This window comes from Streptomyces sp. G7(2002), from assembly GCF_028870195.1.
Lineage (GTDB): Bacteria > Actinomycetota > Actinomycetes > Streptomycetales > Streptomycetaceae > Streptomyces > Streptomyces nigrescens.
Genome location: NZ_CP102609.1, coordinates 7,568,631 through 7,583,907, shown reverse-complemented (window position 1 = coordinate 7,583,907; position 15,277 = coordinate 7,568,631). Strand labels below are relative to the sequence as shown.

Annotated in this window: 17 protein-coding genes; 6 read left to right on the top strand and 11 right to left on the bottom strand. The window is 70.0% G+C overall.

Annotated elements, in window-relative coordinates; genetic code table 11:
• The first annotated feature begins 83 nt into the window (after positions 1–83).
• A complete protein-coding gene (locus NUT86_RS32330; protein WP_274738809.1) occupies positions 84–1,295 on the top strand; it encodes an FAD-dependent monooxygenase in 1,212 nt (403 codons plus the stop codon).
• A 171-nt stretch (positions 1,296–1,466) separates the two neighbouring features.
• Positions 1,467–2,393 carry an alpha/beta fold hydrolase gene (locus tag NUT86_RS32325; RefSeq protein ID WP_274738807.1) on the top strand — a complete coding sequence of 309 codons (927 nt, stop codon included), beginning with the start codon at positions 1,467–1,469 and terminating at the stop codon, positions 2,391–2,393.
• 152 nt (positions 2,394–2,545) lie between these two features.
• Here NUT86_RS32325 and NUT86_RS32320 read toward each other — a convergent pair whose 3' ends face one another.
• From NUT86_RS32320 to NUT86_RS32290, 7 genes are all read right to left on the bottom strand, one after another.
• Positions 2,546–3,118, bottom strand: a complete 573-nt coding sequence (locus tag NUT86_RS32320; protein WP_018092827.1) for a hypothetical protein — start codon at positions 3,116–3,118, stop codon at positions 2,546–2,548.
• Positions 3,115–4,236 carry an ROK family glucokinase gene (locus NUT86_RS32315; RefSeq protein WP_020397769.1) on the bottom strand — a complete coding sequence of 374 codons (1,122 nt, stop codon included), beginning with the start codon at positions 4,234–4,236 and terminating at the stop codon, positions 3,115–3,117. Before NUT86_RS32315 ends, NUT86_RS32320 begins: the two co-directional genes overlap by 4 nt.
• Before the next feature lie 229 nt (positions 4,237–4,465).
• The gene (locus NUT86_RS32310) at positions 4,466–5,275 is read right to left on the bottom strand and encodes an ATP-binding cassette domain-containing protein (RefSeq protein ID WP_018092825.1); all 810 of its coding nucleotides are present in this window, start codon (positions 5,273–5,275) and stop codon (positions 4,466–4,468) included.
• The gene (locus tag NUT86_RS32305) at positions 5,272–6,342 is read right to left on the bottom strand and encodes an ABC transporter permease (RefSeq protein ID WP_274738805.1); all 1,071 of its coding nucleotides are present in this window, start codon (positions 6,340–6,342) and stop codon (positions 5,272–5,274) included. Before NUT86_RS32305 ends, NUT86_RS32310 begins: the two co-directional genes overlap by 4 nt.
• Complete coding sequence (locus NUT86_RS32300; RefSeq protein WP_274738803.1) at positions 6,339–7,352, bottom strand: sugar ABC transporter substrate-binding protein; 1,014 nt, start codon at positions 7,350–7,352, stop codon at positions 6,339–6,341. Before NUT86_RS32300 ends, NUT86_RS32305 begins: the two co-directional genes overlap by 4 nt.
• Before the next feature lie 182 nt (positions 7,353–7,534).
• Complete coding sequence (locus NUT86_RS32295) at positions 7,535–8,539, bottom strand: sugar ABC transporter substrate-binding protein (protein WP_274738801.1); 1,005 nt, start codon at positions 8,537–8,539, stop codon at positions 7,535–7,537.
• A gap of 223 nt (positions 8,540–8,762) precedes the next feature.
• Complete coding sequence (locus NUT86_RS32290) at positions 8,763–9,539, bottom strand: GntR family transcriptional regulator (protein ID WP_018092821.1); 777 nt, start codon at positions 9,537–9,539, stop codon at positions 8,763–8,765.
• A 228-nt stretch (positions 9,540–9,767) separates the two neighbouring features.
• Between NUT86_RS32290 and NUT86_RS32285 the strand changes: the two genes are divergently transcribed.
• Positions 9,768–10,169: a VOC family protein gene (locus tag NUT86_RS32285; RefSeq protein ID WP_018092820.1), complete on the top strand. Its 402-nt coding sequence runs from the start codon at positions 9,768–9,770 to the stop codon at positions 10,167–10,169.
• Between the two features lie 15 nt (positions 10,170–10,184).
• Here the strand turns inward: NUT86_RS32285 and NUT86_RS32280 are convergent, their stop codons facing one another.
• The 4 genes from NUT86_RS32280 to NUT86_RS32265 all read right to left on the bottom strand — a co-directional run bounded on the left by NUT86_RS32280 (position 10,185) and on the right by NUT86_RS32265 (position 13,321).
• On the bottom strand, positions 10,185–10,646 hold the full coding sequence (locus NUT86_RS32280) for a PaaI family thioesterase (RefSeq protein ID WP_274740689.1): 462 nt from the start codon (positions 10,644–10,646) through the stop codon (positions 10,185–10,187).
• Between the two features lie 106 nt (positions 10,647–10,752).
• Positions 10,753–11,580 carry a transporter substrate-binding domain-containing protein gene (locus NUT86_RS32275; RefSeq protein ID WP_159485370.1) on the bottom strand — a complete coding sequence of 276 codons (828 nt, stop codon included), beginning with the start codon at positions 11,578–11,580 and terminating at the stop codon, positions 10,753–10,755.
• 178 nt (positions 11,581–11,758) lie between these two features.
• Complete coding sequence (locus NUT86_RS32270) at positions 11,759–12,418, bottom strand: bifunctional 4-hydroxy-2-oxoglutarate aldolase/2-dehydro-3-deoxy-phosphogluconate aldolase (protein ID WP_274738799.1); 660 nt, start codon at positions 12,416–12,418, stop codon at positions 11,759–11,761.
• Between the two features lie 453 nt (positions 12,419–12,871).
• On the bottom strand, positions 12,872–13,321 hold the full coding sequence (locus NUT86_RS32265) for a ribonuclease domain-containing protein (RefSeq protein ID WP_159485372.1): 450 nt from the start codon (positions 13,319–13,321) through the stop codon (positions 12,872–12,874).
• A 156-nt stretch (positions 13,322–13,477) separates the two neighbouring features.
• On the opposite strand from NUT86_RS32265, the gene NUT86_RS32260 reads away from it, so the two are divergent.
• Genes NUT86_RS32260 through NUT86_RS32250 form a run of 3 tightly spaced genes read left to right on the top strand, consistent with a single transcriptional unit; the run spans position 13,478 to position 15,162 of the window.
• On the top strand, positions 13,478–14,290 hold the full coding sequence (locus NUT86_RS32260; protein WP_446750793.1) for a YqjF family protein: 813 nt from the start codon (positions 13,478–13,480) through the stop codon (positions 14,288–14,290).
• Positions 14,291–14,310: 20 nt separating this feature from the next.
• Entirely contained in the window at positions 14,311–14,937 is a 627-nt protein-coding gene (locus NUT86_RS32255; protein ID WP_109893790.1) for a helix-turn-helix domain-containing protein, read from the top strand.
• 36 nt (positions 14,938–14,973) lie between these two features.
• On the top strand, positions 14,974–15,162 hold the full coding sequence (locus NUT86_RS32250) for a DUF6126 family protein (RefSeq protein WP_018092813.1): 189 nt from the start codon (positions 14,974–14,976) through the stop codon (positions 15,160–15,162).
• Positions 15,163–15,277 lie beyond the last annotated feature (115 nt).

Here is a 15,277-nt window from a genome sequence, read left to right as displayed (position 1 = left end):
GTCCGTGAGCGCTGCCGCGCCGCCGTGATCTCGCCGCTCCAAGAAGACCTCGATCCCCGAAGAGGACTGGAGAAACGACCGCCATGAACAAGCCGCGTGCCCTCATCGTGGGCATGGGTATCGGAGGCCTGGCCACGGCCCTGCGCCTCCACGACATCGGCTGGGAGACCCTGCTCGTCGAGCGCGCTCCCCAGCGCCGTCCCGCCGGATACTTCGTCGGGCTGTTCGACTCCGGCCAGCTCGCCGCGCAGCGGATGGGCGTGCTCGACGCCATCGGCAACCGGGCCGTCGTCGAGAAGGGCAGGTCCTACGACATCGACCGGGCCGGCCGCCGCCGGCCGGGCCTGGGATACGGCGACCTTCCCGGCTCCCCCCGCATGCTGCTCAGGGGTGACATCGAGAGCGCCCTCTACGATGCCGCCGAGCCCTTCACCGAGATCCGCTACGGCACGACACCGGTGGCCGTCGAGGAGCACCGCGACGGCGTGGACGTCACGCTGCGCACCACCTCGGGAGACAACACCACCGAAACCACGGAGGCGTTCGACCTCGTGGTGGGGGCCGACGGCCTGCGCTCCACGGTGCGTCGCCTGGCCTTCGGCCCCGACTCCGACTACTTCCGTCCGTTCCACCACATCATCGGCGCCACGATCCTCAAGGAACCCGTGCCCGGCTACGGGCTCACCGACGGCGTCGTCCTGACGGAACCAGGGCGTGCCGCCTGGGTCTTCCCCTTCTCCGACCACCGGCCGGGGCTGCTGCTCACCTACCGCACCGACGACGAGGACGCGGAGTTCCAGCGCCCGCCCATCGAGTCACTGCACCGCGCCTTCGGCCCCGAGCCGACCGGACCCGTGCTGGACAACCTCCTCCGGCAGTTCGAGCAGGCCGACCACCGTCTCTTCGACTCCGTCCACCAGGTGGTGATGCCGACGTGGCACACCGGCCGAGTCGTTCTCCTCGGCGACGCGGCCTGGTGTCTGACGCTCTATTCCGGCATGGGCGCCTCCACCGCCATCGCCGGCGCGGACCTGCTCGGCACCATGCTGCAGCGCAACCCGGGCAACCCCTCCCGGGCACTGCGCGAGTGGGAGCAGAGGATGCGGCCCTTCATCGCCACCATGCAGGAGCACGGCCGCAAGGAACTGGTGATATTCGTCCCCCAGACCCGCCGGGACAAGCTCACCCGCACCCTCACCAGGTCGCTGATGGGCAACTCGGTCGGCAGGCGCGTGATGAAGAGCCTGCTGGCCGGCTCGTTCAAGGACAAGTCCATCGACGTCGCCGCGGCCTGACCCTCCGGCCGTGACGGCCTCAGGATGCCCCGGCACCCACGCGGAACATCCGGATGCCAAGTCACCCGCCGGCACGAGCCGTTGAAGCCCTCACCACAGGCGGGAGCTCGTGCTCGCCTCCATCACCACCGACCAAGTAACCAACCCGGTAAAGGAAAAGAGGAAACTGCCTTGCCCAAGCACCATCGCGTCTCCATCAACGGCATCAGCCTGCAGATCACCGAACAGGGCGAAGGCCCGCTTGTTCTGCTCCTCCACGGCTTCCCGGAAACGTCGTACTCCTGGCGTCACCAGATCCAGCCACTCGCCGAAGCCGGCTACCGCGTGGTCGCGCCCGACCAGCGCGGCTACGGCGGCACCGACTGCCCCGAAGGCATCGACCACTACACCATCCTGCACCTCGTCGGCGACGTCGTCGGCCTCATCCATGCCCTCGGCGAGCGGCAGGCCGTGGTCGTCGGTCACGACTGGGGCGCCATGGTCGCCTGGAACACCGCCCTGATACGTCCGGACGTCGTACGCGGCGTGGTCGGCATCAGCGTCCCGCCCCTGCCGCGTGGCCCCGTCCCGCCCATGGCCGCCGCCCGTGAGCGCTTCGGCGAGGACTTCTACCAGGTCTACTTCCAGCAGCCGCACGTCGCCGAGGCCGAGTTGAGCAAGGACATCCCGGCAACCTTGCGCAAGGTCCTCGCGGGCGCCCGGAAGGCCGCGGGCGAAGGCGCCGGCGGCTTCCTCGGCCCGTTCGCCGAACCGGACGTCCTGCCCGGGTGGCTCACCGAAGCCGACCTCGCCACGTTCGCCGGACAGTTCTCCACCAGCGGATTCACCGGCGGCCTCAACTGGTACCGCAACCTCGACCGCAACTGGGAACTGACCACCGCCTGGCAGGACGCCCCGATCACCCCGCCGTCGCTGTACCTCAGCGGTGAACGCGACTCCGTCCGCGGCATCTATCCCCCGGATTTCCTGGACAACCCGGACGTGATCGTCCCCAACCTGCGTGGGGTGGTCGACATACCCGACAGCGGCCACTGGACGCAGCAAGAACGTCCGGCCGAGGTCAACAAGGCTCTCCTCGACTTCCTCAGCGGCCTTTAGCGCCCACCCACTCCCGCTGCCTGACGGGCATTCCTCGCACGTCGTCGTGGCTCACCACGCACACAAGCCCCGCCGGAGATCCCACTCCGGCGGGGCTTGAACCGGTAGGCAACCAACGACGAATGGCGTCCGCGGCCGGTCCCGGTGACCGTTCAGAACTTCACGGTCGAGACCGTGTAGACCACCGGGTGCCCCGGCTCGTCGTAGCTGACCATGATCCGCTGGTTCGGGTGCGGTGCCCGGTCCGTGGTCGTCGTGCCGGCCCAGGGCCCGTCGGTGTTGAGGTCCCAGCCGACCTTGGCCGCCTGTCCGGGCGGGATCGTCTTCTGGTCCTTCTTGAGGGCGGCGGTGCTGGTGCCGACCGCCGCGAGGTAGTGCTCCAGGCCCCACTCATTGGTCCGGAACTGCACGAACAGCGAGCTGGTCTGCCAGGAGTTGGTCTCGTAGTAGTAGACCGGGGTGGAGCCGACCGGGACCGGGACGTTGTAGATCCGCTGCTGGACCTTGGAGGGGAAGGCGTTGGTCAGGCCGGTGGCGGCGGCCTCCAGCTCCTTGCCCTCACCGCTGTCCCGGCTCTGCTCGGCGGAGATGACGATATAGCCGGCCGGGATCGCGATCAGCAGAAAGATGATCAGCGCCATCAGCACCGGGCGGCGGCGCTTGGCGCGGGGCGGCGTGGACGGGTGGTGGTCGTCGTGCACGGTGTGCAGATCGGTGTCGGTCATCGGCGGCCGGCCCGTTCATAGCGCTCGTAGCGCTCGACGCGGCGCCGGTTGGCGCGCCGGAAGCGGCGGGCCACCAGACGAGCCAGGTCGGCGGCGCCGACCATGCCGGCCTCGGGGCCCAGCTGGGCCTTGGTGATGGTGGCTTCGGGACGGTAGCCGCGGCCGGTGAGATGGCGCCGGAAGGCGTCCCTGGCCGGGCCGATCAGCAGGTCGTCGGCGGCGCTGACGCCCCCGCCGATGACGAAGCAGGACGGGTCGAGGGCGGCGGCGAGGTTGGCGATGCCGACGCCGAGCCACTGGCCGATCTCCTGGAGGAGCTCGACGCACATCGCGTCGCCCTCCCGGGCCAGCTCGGTGATCAGCGGTCCGGTGATGTCACCGACGCGGCCGCCGACCCGCTCGATGATGTTGTACGCGACCGGGGAGTCGGCGGCGGCCAGCTCGCGGGCCTCGCGCACCAGCGCATTGCCGGAGCTGTACTGCTCCCAGCAGCCGCGGTTGCCGCAGGGGCAGCGGTGGCCGCTGGGGACGACCTGCATATGGCCGAATTCACCGGCCACGCCGTACTTGCCGCGCTTGACCGCGCCGTCCTCCAGGATCGCGCCGCCGATGCCCGTACCGAGCGTGATCATGACGAGGTGGTCCTGGCCGCGGCCGGCGCCGAAGCGCCACTCCGCCCAGGCGGCGGTGTTGGCGTCGTTGTCGACCATGACCGGCACCGCGAGGCGGCCGGCGAGCCGGTCGCGCAGGGGTTCGTTGCGCCAGTTCAGATGCGGGGCGAAGAGCACCTTGCTGCGGTCCGCGTCGACCCAGCCGGCCGCGCCGATGCCGACCGCGTGGACGTCGTGCCGATCGGAGAGGTCGAGCACCAGCTCGGTGATGGTGTCCTCGACGACCCGGGGGCTCTTGGACTTGTCCGGCGTCTCGGTGCGGACCTTCTCCAGGATGGCGCCGTCGGCGTCGACCACGCCCGCCATGACCTTGGTGCCGCCGATGTCGATACCGACGGTGGGCACCCGGGGGGCGGTCAGATGCGAGCGCCGCTCGCGGGTGCCGACCGTGCGCAGCACGGTGGCGCCGGCGGATCCTCGGTGCACCCGGTCCCGGTACATGCTCATCGACCCACCTCTTCGCCGGTACTCCCCCACTGCCCGGTGGGCGCGGGTGGTACCCCCATGCGACGGCTGTGTGCTCGCAAGAGTCGTCTCGTCCCTGCGGGTCTCGGGAGGCCGGGGCCTCGATGTGCTGGTTCGCTGCGATTGTGCATCACCCGCACCGTTCCGCGCACCGCGACGGAGAGTAACGAGCCCCGCGCGGCCGGGCGGCCTGCGCGGGGCGCGGTGGAGATCACTCGGGCCGGTGACCTCCGGGGAATTCCGGGGTCGCGGTGCGGGCCAGCTCGTGGCTGAGCTGTTCCAGCTCGCTGCCGCCCGCCATTTGACGGGTCAGCTCTTCCAGGGCGATCTCCGACTTGGCGTGGCTGCCGGCCATCGTGCCCCGTTTGAGCAGCACGAAGCGGTCGCCGACGAGATAGGCATGGTGCGGATTGTGGGTGATCAACACCACGCCGAGCCCGGCGTCCCGGGCGGCCGCGACGTACTTGAGGACGACACCGGACTGTTTGACGCCGAGCGCCGCGGTCGGCTCGTCCAGGACGAGGACCTTGGCACCGAAGTAGACGGCGCGGGCGATGGCGACGCACTGCCGTTCGCCGCCCGAGAGGGTGCCGATGGGCTGGTCGACATCGCGCAGGTCGATGCCCATCCGCAGCAGCTCGCTGCGGGTGGTCTCGCGCATCGTGTGGACATCGAGCCGCTTGAAGGGGCCGGCGCCGGTGGTCGGCTCGGAGCCGAGGAAGAAGTTCCGCCACACCGGCATGAGGGGGACGACGGCCAGGTCCTGGTAGACGGTGGCGATACCGCGGTCCAGGGCCTCGCGCGGTGAGGAGAGGGTGGTCTCCTCACCGTCGATGGTGAAGGAGCCGGCGTCGTGCCGGTGCAGCCCCGCGATGATTTTGATGAGGGTGGACTTGCCGGCGCCGTTGTCGCCGAGCACACAGGAGATCTCACCCGCGTGCACCTCCAGCGAGACGCCTTCCAGGGCCCGGACGTTCCCGTAGTACTTGCTGACCTCGGTCAGCTCGACCAGCGCTGTCATGCCTTTTCCTCCGCCCGCTTGCGGACCCATGCGTTCAGGAGTGTGGCGAGCAGCAGCATCGCGCCGAGGAAGAACTTGTACCAGTCCGGATTCCACTGCGCGTAGACGATGCCCTTGCTGGCCATGCCGAAGATGAAGGCGCCGACGGCGGCACCGATCGCGGAGCCGAAGCCGCCGGTCATCAGACAGCCGCCGACCGCCGCGGCGATGATGTACAGGAACTCGTTGCCGACGCCGTCGCCGGACTGGATCGCGTCGTACGAGAACAGCAGATGCTGTCCGGAGACCCAGGCGGCGAAGGCGACGCCCATGTAGAGGCCGATCTTGGTCTTGGTGACCGGGACACCCACGGCCCGTGCGGCGTCGGCGTTGCCGCCCACCGCGAAGATCCAGTTGCCGACGCGGGTCCGCAGCAGGATCCAGGTGGCGACCGCGACCAGCGCCAGCCACCACAGGATGGTGACCTGGATGTCCACGCTGCCCAGGGTCAGATGCGAGGCGAAGAGCGTGCGGGCCGACTCGAAGCCCTCCATGTCGGCGATGGTCTTCGTCGAGACGGTGCCGCTGATCAGCTTGGTGAAGCCGAGGTTGAGGCCGGTCAGCATGAAGAAGGTGCCGAGCGTGATGATGAAGCTGGGCAGTTTAGTACGGGTCAGCAGGGTGCCGTTGAACGCGCCGATGGCGAGGGTGACCAGCAGCGACACCCCGACACCCACCCAGGTGTTGGCCGTCATCTGGTAGCTGAACATCGACGAGATCAGCGCCGAGCTGACGACCATGACACCGGCCGACAGATCGAATTCGCCGCCGATCATCAGCAGTGCCACCGGCACCGCCATGATGCCGATCGTCGAGGACGCATAGAGCACGGTGGAGAGGCTGGCGGCCCGCAGGAACGGCTCGGCGGCGATCGAGAAGAAGAGGAAGACCGCGGCGGCACCGACGACGGAGCCCAGTTCGGGGCGGCCCATCAGCCGGCGGGCCAGGGAGCGGTGCAGCAGCCGTTCGTCGCCTCCGCTCTCGGACGGGCCGGCGGGCTGCAGCGGTGGGGCGTCCGTGTGGCTCATCGGGTCCCCCGCTTCGTGTACTCCTGCAGTGCCGCGGCGTCCTTCTTGGTGATCACCTGGGGTCCGGTGAGCACCGGCTTGCCGCCGCCGAGGACGTCGGAGTTGTACTTGTAGAGCCACAGCAGGTCGATGGCCTCGTAGCCCTGGAGGTAGGGCTGCTGGTCGACGGCGAAGCCGAGGGTGCCGTCCTTCAGGCCGGTCGCGACCTGGGCATTGAGGTCGAAGGTGTCGATCTCGGCCTTGCTGCCGGCCTGCTCCCTGGCCTTGACGGCGGTGGGGGCGAAGGGCGCGCCGAGCGTGACGACGGCGTCGATGGCACTGTCCGACTGGAGCTTGGACTCGATGGAGGACTGCACATCGGGCATGTTGGTGCCCTCGACATACAGCTTCTGCAGATCACCCTTGAAGGTCTTCTCGGCGCCGTCGCAGCGCTGCTCATGGCCCACGTTGCCCTGCTCGTGCAGAACGCACAGGGCCTTCTTGCGGTCGCGCTTGTTCAGCTCCTCGCCGACCGCCTCGCCCGCCACCGTCTCGTCCTGCCCGATGTGGCTGAGCGCACCGAACGCCTTGGACTCCTCGGCGCCGGAGTTCACCGTGATCACCGGGATGCCGGCCTTCCGGGCCTTGGCGACGACGTCCTTCATGGCGTTGGGCTTGGCCAGCGAGACGATCAGCCCGTCGACCTTCTGGTCGATGTAGGACTGCACCAGCTGGCTCTGCCGCTGGGCCTCCTTGTCGTGCCCGTAGACGAACTTGATGTTGTCCTTGACGGCGGCCTGCTGGGCGCCGTTCTGCACGATGTCCCAGAAGGTGTCGCCGTCTCCCGAGTGGGTGACCATCGCAAACGTCCACCTGGGGGTGTTCACCGCGGCCTTGCCGCCGGCGGCCTTCGCGGCGCGCTCCTGCTCGGCGCGCAGCCCTCCGGTGCTGCTGCACCCCGCCAGGGAGGCGCCCAGCGCCGCCGCCAGCACGGCGCCTATGACGCGTCCCCTTCTCCGAACCCGTGCCACGAGGACTCGCCCTTCCCGCTGATCTTGCCGTGTCGGCTGCGTTGGTTGTATTCGCTGTCCGGCCGGCCCGGCCGGCCGCTGTGTGGTGTGGTGCATCGGTCCCGGCCGGCCGGGACCGACCGGCCAAGTATCCGTGACCGGTGATCTGTCCCGGTTCATGGGGTCCCGTCTTCCGTGTGGCTTCACCGGGTGCCTCGCCCGGTGTACTCGGTGAGCTTCGGTACGTCCTTCTCGGTGACCAGCGCGGGCCCGGTGAGCACCGGTTTGCCGCCGCCGAGGACATCGGCGTTGGTCTTGTGGAGCCAGAGCAGATCCACGGCCTCGTAGCCCTGGAGGAAGGGCTGCTGGTCGACGGCAAAACTGAGGTCCTTGGCCTTGAGCAGCTTGACGACGGCGGAGTTCAGGTCGAAGGTCGCGATCTGCGCCCGGCTGCCCGCCTCCTCCTTGGCCTTGAGCGAGATCGCCGCCATCGGCGCACCGAGCGTGACGATCGCGTCGAGGGACTTGTCGGACTGGAGCTTGGCCTCGATCGAGGACTGCGAGTTCGGTGCGTTGGTGCCGTCCACGTCGATGTTCTCGACCGTTCCGCGGAAGGCCTTGCGGACGCCGGCGCAGCGGTCCTCCAGCGACACATTGCCCTGTTCGTGGATGACGCAGAGCACCTTCTTCGCCCGCCGCGCGTTCAGCTCGTCGCCGACCGCGCGGCCGGCCACCGACTCGTCCTGCCCGATGTGGGTGAGCGCCCCGTACGCCGCGGAGAACTCGCCACCGGAGTTGACGGTGATGACGGGGATGCCCCGCGCCACGGCCTTGCGGACGACCGCCTTGACGGCCTGGGGCTTGGCGAGGGTGACGATCAGCCCGTCCACCTTCTGGTCGATGTACGACTGGATCAGCGCGGCCTGCTGGCCGCCCTCCTTGTCGTGGGCGTACAGGAACTTCACCTTGTCCTTGGCGGCGGCCTGCTGGGCGCCGTTCTGCACGATGTCCCAGAAGGTGTCGCCGTCGCCGGAGTGGCTGACCATGCCGATGGTCATGCGCGGGGTATCGGCGTCGTCGCCGGAGGCGTCCTGGCCGCCGGTGGCACTGCACCCGGTGGCCAGTGCGACGGTCGCCAGTAAGGCGGCTGCGCCGCGCACAGCGACGCTGCGGACAGTGAAGGAGCCAGTCGTACGCACGCCGATCATCGTGGGACCGCCTTTTCTCCCGGCCGCCGGAATGCGGTTGGAGGAGTTTGTAACGGCGCGCGCGGAGCCACGTCAATGGTTTGTCAGAACATTCTGACGAAGTGGGGTCTCGCGGGCCCTGCATAACGGGATATTCCGGGCGATAAAGCCCGTCCGGCCGTGCTCAGGGGGACGCGATGACCGGTCCGGCGGCTCTCGGGGCGGTGGGGCCCGCCCGCTCCGCTCAGGGCCGTACCAGCAGCTGGAACTCGAAGGCGTAACGCGACGCGCGATAGACGTGCGAGCCGAATTCGACCGCGCGCCCGGTGTCGTCGAAGGTCGTCCGCTGCATCGTGAGCAGCGGGGCGCCCTCGGGCTCATCGAGCCGCTCGCCCTCCTCGACGGTCGCGGCACGGGCCCCGACGGCCTGACGGGCACTGTGCAGGGTGATCCCGGCCGACCGCATCAGGCGGTAGAGACCGGTCTCCTCCAGCTCGGCGGTCCTCAGCGCGATCAGCCCGGCGGGGAGGTGGTTGCGCAGATGCGCGACGGGCTCCCCATGGGCCAGCCGCAGCCGCTCGACCAGCGCGACCTCCGCCCCCTCGGCGATCCCCAGGGCGGCGGCGACCTCGGCGTCGGCCTCGGTGGTGGTGTTGAGCAGCACCCGGGTGGCCGGCTTCTGCCCGGCCGCCTCCAGGTCGTCGTAGAGGCTGCTCAGCTCCAGCGGGCGCTTGACCTGGCTGTGGACGACCTGGGTGCCGATACCGCGGCGGCGCACCAGCAGGCCCTTGTCGACCAGCGACTGGATCGCCTGCCGCACCGTCGGCCGGGACAGGCCCAGCCGGCCGGCCAGCTCGATCTCATTGCCGAGCAGGCTGCCGGGAGCCAGCCGGCCGTGCTCGATCGCGGCCTCCAGCTGCTGGGACAGCTGGAAATACAACGGGACCGGACTGCTCCGGTCCACGCTGAACTGGACGGGGCCGTCGGCGCCCAGGGCTTGTTCTGTCTCGCGTTTCCCCACGCTCGCGAGCGTATCCGCCCCGGCAGATGACGGGAAGTCCGGAGGTCACATTGTCCGGACAAGGTGGGTGACGGGGGCCATCCGTTGCCCGCCCGGCCGGGAATCCGGGCGCGGGCTCAGGAGGTCTTGCCGTACATCGGAGTACGTTGCCGAGGCCGGCCGTGACCGCACACCGGACCGGGCCCTCCCGCCCGTGCCCGACCGCCCGCACGTCCCGAAGGAGCGCCCATGCCCGTACGCCGCGTCGTCCCCGACATCCACTCCGACGACCTGGACGGAAACCGCACGTTCTACGGCCTGCTGGGGTTCGAGGAGGTCATGAACCTGGGCTGGGTCATGACCCTCGCCTCCCCCGCCAACCCCACGGCCCAGCTCATCTTCATGACCCACGACAAGACCGCCCCCGTCACTCCCGACCTGAGCATCGAGGTCGACGACGTGGACGCGGTCCACGCCGCCGTCCTGGCCTCCGGGGCGCGGATCGTCCGGCCGCTCCAGGACGAGGAATGGGGCGTCCGCCGTTTCTTCGTCGAGGACCCGAACGGCCGGGTCGTCAACGTCCTCAGTCACCGCGCACCGGCGCCCGGCACCGGGAACACCGCGGCCGCCGACGCCGGCACCGACGGCTGAGCCGCCGCGCACCGGCTACCCCTCACCACCGCCGCCCGCCGGCCCGTTGAGCGGCATCGCCGTCCCCTGCGCCACCGCGCACACGCTCTCCGCCCCCTCCTCGTCGAGCACGGTCAGCTCGCAGCGGCACACGGCCTGCCGGCGCCCGGCCTGGACGACCTGGGCGCGGGCGCGCAGCGTGCGGCCGCGCGCCGGACGCACGTACTGGATGGAGAAGCCGCCGGTGACGATGGCGGCGCCCAGGGCCGTGGCGGCGGCGAAGGTGAGGGTGTTGTCGGCGGCGTACGACAGCACCCCGCCGTGCACGAACCCGTGCTGCTGCTGGAGTTCCTCGCGGATATCGATCTCCAGCGTGGCCGCACCACCCCCGAACTCGGTGATCCGCGCCTGCACCAGCCTGCTGAACGGCTGGGCCGCCAGGGCCTGTTGCGCCGCCGCAAGATCGAACTCCGCACTCGTCCGCCCCGAACCGGCCATCTCGTCCTCCGCCTCTCGCCGTGTGCCGTATGCCGTGTGCCGTGTGCCGGAAAGTCCGACCGACATTAGAGCCGACTCTCCAAAACGGCGGGCCGCCACCGGCCCGCTACTTCATCCATGCGTCCTCGTACTTCCGGTACGTGCCGTCGTGCGTGGCCAGGTGTACCCACTGGTCCACATACGCCTTGAACTCATCGTCGCCGCGGGGCAGTGCGTAGGCCTTCTCGGAGAAGGAGAAGGGCTTGTCCGGGTGGAGCGAGCAGAGTTCGGGGTGGATCTTGGCCTGGTAGCGGGTCTCGCTGGCGTCGGTCATCATCACATCGGCGCGGCCCGCGATGATCTCGTCGAAGATCGTGGTGTTGTCCGGATGGACCGTGAGGGCTGCCCGGTGGAGATGGGCGCGGGCGAATTCCTCGTTGGTGCCGCCCGGGTTGACGATGACGCGCGTGCCGGGCCGGTCGATCTGCGACAGGGTCCGGTACTTGTCCTTGTCCGTGCAGCGCACGATGGGCGTCTTGCCGTCGGTGCGGGTGGGTTCGCTGAAGTACACGGAGCGGGCGCGCGGGAGGGTGACCGAGACTCCGCCCATGGCGATGTCGCAGCGGCCGGCCGACAGATCGCCAACGAGCCCGGCCCAGGTCGTGGCCACATAACGCGGCCTGGCACCGAGGCTCTTGGCGAGATCCCCGGCCATCTTGATGTCCACACCGCTGTACGTGCCGGTCGCGGGGTCGAGGTGGCTGAAGGGACGGTAGTCACCGGTGGTGCAGACGCGCAGTACCTTGCGCCGGGGGACGGTGTCGAGGGCCGACTGCTTCCCCGTGGAGGCGGTGGTGGCTCCTCGTGCCGCGGTGGGGGTGTCCGAGGCCGCCGGGGCGGCGGCGGTGACGGCGAGCAGACAGGCGAGGGCGGAGAGGGTGGCGGCGCGCTTCATGGGGGCTCCTGTGACTCCGGTACGCGGCGGCGTGGTCGCATGATCGAAGCGCTCAGGGTGGCAGAGCCCGGGGTGCGGGTGAACCCCTTGACCGGCCAGTGGGACGGCCGGTCAGGGGCCGGGAAGGCGGCGCACCGACGCACCGTCAGTCTCCGCACCGGACGCGCCGTCCGTCCTCTCAGAAGTCCGCGGCACCCCGGATCGTCGGACGGTCCGGGGCGGCGTCCTCAAGGCGGGTGAGCAGATCGGCGGCGCGCTTGGCAACGGTGTCACGGTCGCCGTCGGAGAGCGCCGCGCCCATACCGACAGCCACGGCGCCCGCGGCGATCCACTCCGGCGCGCTGTCGACCGTCACCCCGCCCGTCGGCAGCAGCGGTACCTGCGGCAGTGAGGCACGCACCTCCGCCAGCCAGGACGGGTCGTGTGCCGAGGCGGGGAACAGCTTGAGCGCGTCCGCCCCGAGCTCCAGACCGCGGACCATCTCGGTCGGCGTCGACACCCCGGGGAAGACCGGGACGCCATAGCGGTGGCCCGTACGGATGACCTCGGCGTCCAGGCTCGGCGAGACCAGGAAACGGGCGCCCGCGTCGACCGCCATCCGGGCCGATGCCGCGTCAAGGACCGTGCCGGCGCCGATGACCGCGTCGTCGCCCAGCTCCCGGGTGAGGGTGGTGACCGCTTCCAGGGCGAAGGGGGTGGTGAGGGATATCTCCAGGCTGGTGATGCCCGCCGACAGCAGGGTGTCGGCGGTGGCGCTGGCCTCGTCATAGGTCCGGCTCCGGACGATGGCGAAAACACGCTGCGCCAGTGCGGCCCGGGTGATTTCCCAGCGATACACGGCAGTTCGCCGTCCTTCCTTGTCTCCGACGCTCCATGCCGCCTCGCCATGGCCTTCAGCGGATACGGCACTTTCCGGGGCGTGCCGCAGCAGCTGACCGCACATGGTCTTTTTCCGCCGATGCCCGCCCGCTCCTCGTTTTCACCGAAACGCTACCGGGAGCCACTGACAATCCTCTCTCGGGGGTGCGCCCCGTGCGCCCCTTCTGCCGAGAATGGGGAGAAGAGGGAGGTGGGAGGGGGCGCACAGCGCGGGCATCCAGCGCGCACGCACGGCGGCGGCCGGGGTGCGTGTACACCCCGGCCGCCGCGGGTTCCGGGTCACGGGCCCACTCGGCCCGCTCCCCCTGCTGTTCCGTTGTCCTGACGGCCGGCCGGTGCCCTGACATCCGGCCGGCCGCTCACCTGCCCGGCCGTCTGCCGGTCGGCCGACGGCCCGTCGGTCCGGCCGGCCTCAGCAGCCTCGGTCGACGAGATCGAACGTCTTGTAGTGGTCGGCGGTGTAGTAGTCCTCCTCCTTCTTCTCGCCGGTCACGATGCGTCGCGCACCGCGGTCGGGCGAGCCGGGAGTGATGACGGTGAACTCGTGGTAGTAGCCGGTGCCCTGGGACGGGAGGATGCCCTCCCGGTTGTCGAAGACCGTGCCGTCCTTCGGATACGGGTAGGGCCCACCCTTCTCGATCAGATCGAGGGTGTCATGGGCCTGCGAAGGCAGCTTGGAGTAGCAGACCTTGCCGACGTCCTGGACGTGCACGGACGCCACATGCGCCGTCGCGGCGTACGAGGTGGCCGTGTGCGTCGAGGCGACGGCAGGGGTGGCGGTGACAGCGGTCCCGCCGATGAGAAGGGCCGAAGCGAGGGCGCCGACGGCGCCGAACCTGGTGATCCGTGGGGGGATTCTCATGCCCTCCAGAATGACGCGCGTAGACATGATCCTGTCAATGCCAACGGGCGGAAGTTTTCCGGGAGTTCACAAGACCGCCCCACCAACTGCCGCACATTTCCGCATATCGCGGCCACACCCTCAGAGCCGCACAGGGGGGTGTGCGATCCTGCCGCAGTGCCGCCTACGCCCCTCGCCCCGGAACCCATAACGCCGGCCCCCGTGCACACGACGCCGCGCCCTCTCCTCACTCAGTCGTGGCTGGATCTGGCCTTTGTGCACTGGGCCGTCGACCCCGCCGACATCACGCCGCTCCTGCCCGCAGGTACGGTCCCCGATACGCTCGACGGCGCCACCTACGTCGGCCTGGTCGCTTTCCGCATGCACCGCGTCGGATGGTTCCGGCTGCCCGGCGTGCCGTATCTGGGCAGCTTCCCGGAGACGAACGTGCGCCTCTACACCGTGGATGCCTCCGGGCGCCGAGGCGTGGTCTTCCGCTCGCTCGACGCCTCCCGCCTCATCCCCGTGGCGATCGCACGGACCTTTCTCCGACTGCCGTATCTGTGGTCCCGCATGAGCATCAGCCGCAGCGCCGACACCATCAGCTACCACAGCCGCCGCCGCTGGCCCGGACCGCGCGGCGCCCACAGCAGGCTGACGATACGGCTCGGCGAAGAGATCGAGGAGCCCACCGCGCTCGAACACTTCCTGACCGCACGCTGGGGCATGCACAGCAGCTTCTTCGGGCGGCCGATGTATCTGCCGAACACCCACCCGAGGTGGCCACTGCACCGCGCCGAGCTGATCGAGTGCCACGAGAACCTGGTGACGGCCGCGGGCCTGCCCGAGCCGTGCGGGACACCGGCGAGCGTGCTCTACTCGCCCGGCGTCCCCGTGCGCTTCGGACGGCCCGCCCGCCCGGGCGGCATCCCCGCCCCGGCGCGAGGGGGCGCTTTTGCCTCTGAGGCAAATCTTTTGCCCGAGAGGTGAAAGCTCGCTATACCGGGGATATGACCGAGCTCCCCGACGAGCCCGCCGGCGGTCCGCCGGACGAGCTGTCCACCGTTGCGCCGCGCCTGCGTGACCTGCGGCGACGCAGTGGTCTCACGCTGGAGGCCGCGGCCCGGCTGGTGGGGCTCTCGCCTGCGCATCTGTCGCGGCTGGAGACCGATCAGCGCCAGCCTTCGCTGCCGATGCTGCTGGCGCTGGCCCGTACCTATGGCACCACGGTATCCGAGCTGCTCGGCGAGACCGCTCCGGAGCGGGACCCGATCGTGCGGGCCGGGCGGGCGGAGGCGTCGGAGGCCGGCGGCTGGACGTACTGGACCGTGGGCGGTGCCGGGCGGGCGATGCAGGCGCTGCGGGTGCGGGTGCCGGAGCGGGCGCAGGGCGATCTGGTGCGGGTCCATCCGGGCGAGGAGTGGCTGTACGTCCTGAAGGGGCGGCTGCGGCTGACGCTCGGTGCGGCCGTACAGGTGCTGGAGCCGGGGGACGCGGCGCACTTCGACTCGCTGACCCCGCACCGTATCGCCGCCGCCTCGCCGGGCGGGGTGGAGCTGCTGTTCGTCCACACGCTGCTGCAGAGCGGGGCCGCCGAGCTGTGCCTCGGCGACGACACGAGGCGCCGCGGGCTGTGAGCCCTCGGCACCGTTCTTGAGGGAAGGACCCACGTCGTGCCCGATCAGACCATTCCTGCCACTCCCCCGCCGTCGGAACCGCTGTCCGAGGCGGTGCCCGCGCGGAAGTACGTCGAGAACAAGCCGCCCCGCGGGCTGTATGTGCGGGTGTTCATCTATGTCATTGCGACGCATGTGCTGCTGGCGATGATGAGCCTTGTGGTGATCGCCGCGAATTCCCGGTAGGGGGCGCCCCGCGGGTGCTCCGGGGAGCGGCAACGTCCATCCCTTCGGCCCGAAAGTCCATTGCCCCGGTGTGGTGGCCAGGTGAAGCCTGCTGGCGCGAAGAGGTCGCACGACC

What these genes read in the sequence shown, in the direction of transcription:
- NUT86_RS32285 (WP_018092820.1), top strand. Translation starts at nt 9,768, where the DNA reads ATGCCCGTACGCCGCGTCGTCCCCGACATCCACTCCGACGACCTGGAC.
- NUT86_RS32310 (WP_018092825.1), bottom strand. Translation starts at nt 5,275, where the DNA reads ATGACAGCGCTGGTCGAGCTGACCGAGGTCAGCAAGTACTACGGGAAC.
- NUT86_RS32255 (WP_109893790.1), top strand. Translation starts at nt 14,311, where the DNA reads ATGACCGAGCTCCCCGACGAGCCCGCCGGCGGTCCGCCGGACGAGCTG.
- NUT86_RS32330 (WP_274738809.1), top strand. Translation starts at nt 84, where the DNA reads ATGAACAAGCCGCGTGCCCTCATCGTGGGCATGGGTATCGGAGGCCTG.
- NUT86_RS32315 (WP_020397769.1), bottom strand. Translation starts at nt 4,236, where the DNA reads ATGAGCATGTACCGGGACCGGGTGCACCGAGGATCCGCCGGCGCCACC.
- NUT86_RS32320 (WP_018092827.1), bottom strand. Translation starts at nt 3,118, where the DNA reads ATGACCGACACCGATCTGCACACCGTGCACGACGACCACCACCCGTCC.
- NUT86_RS32280 (WP_274740689.1), bottom strand. Translation starts at nt 10,646, where the DNA reads ATGGCCGGTTCGGGGCGGACGAGTGCGGAGTTCGATCTTGCGGCGGCG.
- NUT86_RS32275 (WP_159485370.1), bottom strand. Translation starts at nt 11,580, where the DNA reads ATGAAGCGCGCCGCCACCCTCTCCGCCCTCGCCTGTCTGCTCGCCGTC.
- NUT86_RS32265 (WP_159485372.1), bottom strand. Translation starts at nt 13,321, where the DNA reads ATGAGAATCCCCCCACGGATCACCAGGTTCGGCGCCGTCGGCGCCCTC.
- NUT86_RS32305 (WP_274738805.1), bottom strand. Translation starts at nt 6,342, where the DNA reads ATGAGCCACACGGACGCCCCACCGCTGCAGCCCGCCGGCCCGTCCGAG.
- NUT86_RS32295 (WP_274738801.1), bottom strand. Translation starts at nt 8,539, where the DNA reads ATGATCGGCGTGCGTACGACTGGCTCCTTCACTGTCCGCAGCGTCGCT.